Here is a 5,124-nt window from a genome sequence, read left to right as displayed (position 1 = left end):
TACATAAATTGGTAATTGGTAATTGGTAATTGGTAATTGGTAATTGGTAATTAGGGTTTGCTGAATAAAGCTATAACCGTTTATTAATAGGGGTTTCGCGGATTTTAAGAACAAGTAAGTGCAAGATTTTGGCAAATAGAGTCTCAAAACAGTTGCATTTTTCCTTGTCGGGTCGATTCGAGTCGAGTCGGATATGAGAAATTGAGGATATCCAGATAGTTGAAACTGTTCCCAGTTAAGAGTTCCCAGTTAAGAGTTCCCTCTCCTCACAGACAACTTTTTTAGAAATGCGTTGGTGGTAAATTTCCAGTGGAACGTCTATAAAACTATAACCAAGTGGAAAAATCTTGAACAAAATGAGAGAGTGATATAAGTTGAATACGCGGATCATTTTTGCCAGCTTCCCGTTCTGGTTGAGTATTATAACCCCAATCAGCTAGGAAAAGTTTGACATGATCTAAATCAGATTGCTGTTGAACTAACTGCAAAGTTTTCAGTCTATCTTCCATAAACCATAAACTCACGGGTTGGGTATTTGCCTTGTCAATTAATTGCCGCAGTGTTTCATATTTAGGGCGTTTTACTTCTTTGCCAAAAATCATTTCTGGTGGTAAATTAACGCCTTCTCGTTGTAACAATTGCTGAACAAATCGCCCTTCTTTGGTGGTGACAATATATAACTGAGTTGAACTTTCTAGAGTTATTTTTAGTCTTTCAATGACACCAGGATAGAATTTATGCAAACTTAACCAACCGTCTAAATCGGTTTTGATCCATTCATCGCGTAAATGATCTAATTGTGTAGAAACTGTTTTGGCTTCTAGGTGATTTTCTGCTAAAATTTGTGGAGTAATATTTGTCCATAATTGCAGAATTTTCTCATCGGAAAAACCCTCAATTAAAGCTTTAATTAAAATAGGCATTTCCCAACCAGTTTCAATTACAGGCCGTAAACGATAGAATCTTAAAGCTAAATCATCTGGTGGTTTATCGTTAGTTTGATACCAAATTTGGCAATAGGTACGCCATGCTACCTCAAAATATTCAATTAGTCCGTCGCAAATCACTCCATCAAAGTCTAAGGCCAAAATCGTGGGACTATTTGCTGTCATTGTTTTGAGGATAAAAACTGCTTTTTTAGCTTAACTGAAATAGGAATTAATTTGTGTGCGATTATGATCCAATTGTAATATCAATTCGTAAGTATTCAGATATGGCACTCATTCATATCCAGATCCCCGACTTCTTTCATTACTAAATGATAGATTTAGCCCTGCTATATTAACTATAAGTTGCTACTTTTTAACTTACAAGCCAAAGATGAGAAACTGCATATTTTAAACATACTGTCTCTTGTTCAGTATGACAAGAAACTTTTAATGGTTGTGTTTTCAGATCATTTTTGACAACTTTTGCTTGATATGTACAGAGATTTCCTGTGGGTTGTTCAAAACTTAACTCACCCAAAATTGTCTGATTATCTAAACTTTTTTCGAGAATTTTACCTGTTACTTGGTAATTAAACCAATCCCATCCTAAGCCCAGCATCAGTTCTTTTTCTAAAATTTGTAGGGGAGTGGGTAATATTCCCCAACCACGATAAATTTTATTCAAACATTGAATATCACCTGTATGGGTAAGAACTGATTTAAAAGTATCTTGATCCAAAACTCCATAATATCTACCGTGGGGAAAATCTATGGCGGTAGGTGCAAATCTGTGGCCACCAAAGTGACTTGACCGCCAAATTCGGACATGATTTAATTGTAAATCAGCGATCGCATTTTGGGAGTGAAAATAAAAGGGGTTACCATATCTAGCACAGCATTGATCATGACCACCATGGGTACATATTAATATATCTCTGGTAATATGAGATTCTATTTCATAATCAACACTCACACCTGCTAACCATTTATCCACAACTCCTGCTACTTGTTCGATATTTGGTAGCTTAAATTCTTGCTGACGATACCCATTACTTAATCCCTCTTGCTGTTGATAAATTAATAAAGTTTTTTCTTCCTTTCTATGGGATTCATTATTGGCAATTAATAAAAACCGAATTGGTAATTTAGCACGATTAATATTTTCTACTAACATCCGCAAGTTGTCTGGAACCCATTTAGAATTAAACGCTTCATAAACCCAGGGAGTTGGACATTCTACAAGAATATATGTTTGGTAGTTGGTGGCAGTACCAATGATTTCTTCCTGTTTTTCTCGTGAATTGTCAGCACAAAAAAATCTGTTCATTTATCGTAACTCAACTAGAGGTTTTTGGGAAAAATGTTTAGGAATTAAAAGTATATGACTCCAGATATTGAAACTTTTTCAGTGTCTAAAACAAATACTTTGAACATAATATTTTGCTCCGAAGAGCCTCCCATTTCTGGGGTAATGTTAGCTGCGACAATGTTAGAGATCGGTAACTATCTTAAAAGCACTGGTTTAACCCTTAAGCCTGTTTAACTTTTAAGTTCTAGAGCAGGGAACTAGCTACAGTAGGTCTTTAACTCTTACCTCTAACGTAGTTCGGTCAAGAACTAAGTTTGATCAACTAGGCTTTTACAAGCCCTCACTTACCCGAAGGGAAGTGATGGATGGTTGACAATGAACCTCCTGGAAATAATTATGAAGTAATAATGGTAAATGGTTGATAGTAGTTGCGTAAATTTTCTATTTTAAATTATATGACATTAATTTTAGCTCTAGATTTTGGCGGTACGAAATTGGCGGCGGCAACAGTTAAAGCGGGTGAACAAGAGTGGTTAAATCATGATTCACGCTTTTCGCCGAACAATGGGGACGCTTTGGATGATTTAGAAATTATGCGATCGCTACTTGATACCGTATTAAAAGGAAAAAAACCAGATGCCATCGGTGTCAGCTTTGGTGGTCCAGTAGATGCAACTACAGGTTTAGTCCGTCTATCTCACCACGTTCCTGGGTGGGAAAATGTTCCCCTCAAACAAATATTAGAAGAAGATTATCAAGCACCTGTAAGCATAGATAATGATGCTAACGTTGCGGCTGTGGGAGAATATCGTTTTGGAGCTGGACAGGGATATGATAGTCTCTTTTATATTACCATTAGTACTGGTGTAGGTGGAGGCTGGATACTCGATGGTAAACCTTGGCGCGGTGCATTAGGCATGGCGGGAGAAATTGGCCATATAGTAGTAGACCCCAGGGGTCCATTATGCTTATGTGGAAAACGGGGCTGTGTAGAACGTTTTGCTTCTGGCCCCTATATGGCGCAAAATGCCCGTGAAATGTTGGAAAATGAACTACCCAGCAACGATGGTAAGGTCAGAGGTGATATACTGAGATATTTAACAGGTAGTGATCTTAGCTTAATCACAGGCAAAGTAGTCAGTACGGCCGCCGACTATGGCGATGAAATAGCACAAGAAGTATTATACAGAGGCGCGTGGGCATTGGGAGTAGGTATTGGCAATGTAGCCAACCTCATGAACCCCCAACGCTTTGTTTTAGGTGGTGGTGTCACCAAAGCTGGTGATAATTTCTGGACTGTGGTACGAAAAGTAGCGAGAGAAACCGCATTACCAGAGGTAAATTTTGAAATTGTTCGCGCCTTGTTAGGTGATGACGCACCCTTGTGGGGAGCAGTCGCTTTGGGTTTAAATGTGTTGGACTAATGAATTTGTAGGTAGATAAACAAATTTAACTTACACATTTAATACTCACTCCTGACTCCTTAATTCTTGATTATTAAACAATACAGTTCAGTTAATAATTTGTTCTGATCTTTTCTCTGTGGTTAGGTTTAAAAAAAGATTTTTGGGATTAACGGGACTTAGGCAAAAAACACTTTTAAAATATCCTCAAACGTATATCCTAAAGGGGTTTGACATCGTTTTGATTGGTTTGTTGTTATATCTGGGTTAGAGGCGTTTTTGGGTATTTAATGTATTTCCCTTACCCCAGCAGGATTTGAGGCTTATTTCTTCCTCAAAAGTGTTTAAGTCCCGCTAACAATTAAACAAAGACACTTTGGTAAATTAACCCTATTATAATAGCTACACTTGCACCAATAAAAGTATTAAAAATATTCACAACTTCATTGGTTAGCCAAGTATATTTAGATTGCAAAGTTGCACCAATAACACTTTCTAAATTTGTGGCGATGAATGCGGCGATGATACTCCAAATAATACCGGGAGGATTAATTAAATTTACTGCCCAACCAATGACAGCGATCGCTATTGATGCTACCATACCAGCTAATGTTCCTTCTAAACTTACCGCCCCTTCTGTACCTCTAGGAACTGGTTGCAATGTGGTAATTAAAAAGGTACTTTTACCATAAGCTTTACCCACTTCACTGGCAGTAGTATCAGAAAGTTTAGTGCTAAAACTGGCAACATAACCCAAACATAGTAAATATTTAAAATCAGGTAAAAACCATACTCCCAAGGCGCATAAAGCTGCTATCAAAGCTGAACCCCAAACGTTTTCTGGACCTCTTGCACCGGCACGTTTTTCTGCAATTCCGGCGGCTTCTTTTTCTGCCATACCAATGCGCGTTACTCCAGAACCGACAATGAAATAAAACACTACCACTAGATACCCTTGCCAACCTAGTGTTCCCCAAATGATTATTCCTAATAATCCAGCATTAAGTATACCTGCGTGTGTGAGCAATTTTTTGGGAATAATTGCGACTATTCCCAGTAAAATTGCATTTAAGCCTACTCCCATTAACCAGGGATTAATAGAATCTATTAAAGATAACATCTGTGATAAATTATGAGTATTTTCAGGTTTTTATGCTAATGTTATGAATTTTATCCTCTTTCATTGATTATAAAACTGATTCTTGTAGAGACGTTCCTGCAGAACGTCTCTACTACTGGAGATAAACGTGAACTATTCAGGATTTACCTTATGGTTATTTGATCATAGGGCTTAGGACTTATACCAACACACCCTCCAGGATCAGCGATCGCTTACTCAATTTCAGATAGGTATTGATGACTGCTTTTACTCACGTTCCAAATTTAGTATTTAATAGGACTTACGCACAAAGGAATCAAAAACCTGATTCTTTCGTAGGGGTAATTCATGAATTACCCCTACTTTCGTGATGTTTTGCGTAAG

The 5,124-nt window shown here is 37.5% G+C and carries 5 protein-coding genes; 2 read left to right on the top strand and 3 right to left on the bottom strand.

The genetic code is table 11. The annotated features are described in order from the left end of the window. Nucleotides 1-326 precede the first annotated feature (326 nt). Nucleotides 327-1,112 (bottom strand): HAD family hydrolase, encoded by a 786-nt coding sequence (locus tag CUN59_RS13825; RefSeq protein ID WP_104388389.1) that lies wholly within the window; start codon nt 1,110-1,112, stop codon nt 327-329. 190 nt (nt 1,113-1,302) lie between these two features. Continuing rightward, on the bottom strand, nt 1,303-2,256 hold the full coding sequence (locus CUN59_RS13820) for a ferredoxin family protein (RefSeq protein WP_104388388.1): 954 nt from the start codon (nt 2,254-2,256) through the stop codon (nt 1,303-1,305). 54 nt (nt 2,257-2,310) lie between these two features. Between CUN59_RS13820 and CUN59_RS21470 the strand changes: the two genes are divergently transcribed. Beyond that, nucleotides 2,311-2,472 (top strand): hypothetical protein, encoded by a 162-nt coding sequence (locus CUN59_RS21470; protein ID WP_165790204.1) that lies wholly within the window; start codon nt 2,311-2,313, stop codon nt 2,470-2,472. 221 nt (nt 2,473-2,693) lie between these two features. Further along, entirely contained in the window at nt 2,694-3,662 is a 969-nt protein-coding gene (locus CUN59_RS13815) for an ROK family protein (protein WP_104388387.1), read from the top strand. A 340-nt stretch (nt 3,663-4,002) separates the two neighbouring features. Here CUN59_RS13815 and CUN59_RS13810 read toward each other — a convergent pair whose 3' ends face one another. Next, a complete protein-coding gene (locus CUN59_RS13810; protein WP_104388386.1) occupies nt 4,003-4,761 on the bottom strand; it encodes a TIGR00297 family protein in 759 nt (252 codons plus the stop codon). Nucleotides 4,762-5,124: the final 363 nt, after the last annotated feature.

This window comes from Cuspidothrix issatschenkoi CHARLIE-1 (genome assembly GCF_002934005.1).
In the GTDB taxonomy this organism is placed as follows: Bacteria; Cyanobacteriota; Cyanobacteriia; order Cyanobacteriales; family Nostocaceae; genus Cuspidothrix; species Cuspidothrix issatschenkoi.
This window is presented reverse-complemented; position numbering and strand designations above follow the sequence as displayed.

Coding starts and splice junctions, on each gene's coding strand:
- CUN59_RS13825 (WP_104388389.1), bottom strand. CDS start 1,112: ATGACAGCAAATAGTCCCACGATTTTGGCCTTAGACTTTGATGGAGTG.
- CUN59_RS21470 (WP_165790204.1), top strand. CDS start 2,311: ATGACTCCAGATATTGAAACTTTTTCAGTGTCTAAAACAAATACTTTG.
- CUN59_RS13820 (WP_104388388.1), bottom strand. CDS start 2,256: ATGAACAGATTTTTTTGTGCTGACAATTCACGAGAAAAACAGGAAGAA.
- CUN59_RS13815 (WP_104388387.1), top strand. CDS start 2,694: ATGACATTAATTTTAGCTCTAGATTTTGGCGGTACGAAATTGGCGGCG.
- CUN59_RS13810 (WP_104388386.1), bottom strand. CDS start 4,761: ATGTTATCTTTAATAGATTCTATTAATCCCTGGTTAATGGGAGTAGGC.